General features: G+C 71.3%; 1 protein-coding gene. It reads right to left on the bottom strand.

All coding sequences use genetic code 11. From position 1 onward, the window contains the following. Positions 1–317, bottom strand: a 317-nt coding sequence (locus KI686_RS16190; RefSeq protein ID WP_497801192.1) for an oxidoreductase, incomplete at both ends; no start/stop codon positions are given.

Below are 317 nucleotides of genomic sequence, written 5' to 3'. Positions count from 1 at the left end.
CGTCGCCGAGCCGCAGGCGGGCATGGTGAGCCCAGTTCGGGTCATCGAGCATCTCGCGGCCCAGCAGCACCAGGTCGGCATCACCGCGGTCGACCAGCCGTTCGGCCTGCTCGGCGTCGACGATCAGTCCGACCGTGGCGGTCGGCACCCCGGCCTGGTCACGCACTCGCCGGGAGAAGTCGGCGTGGAAGGCGAAGCTGCGGCGCACGCGGGTGTCCGACGTGCGGTCGGTCGTGATGCCGCCGGATGACGTGTCCACGATGTCGACACCGGCTGCGGAGAGGCGTCGGGCGGTGTCGATCGTGTCGTCGATCCCC

Source organism: Polaribacter sargassicola (assembly GCF_021991835.1).
Lineage (GTDB): Bacteria > Bacteroidota > Bacteroidia > Flavobacteriales > Flavobacteriaceae > Polaribacter > Polaribacter sargassicola.
Note: the sequence above shows the minus strand (reverse complement) of the source record. Positions and strands in the feature narration are given on the sequence as shown.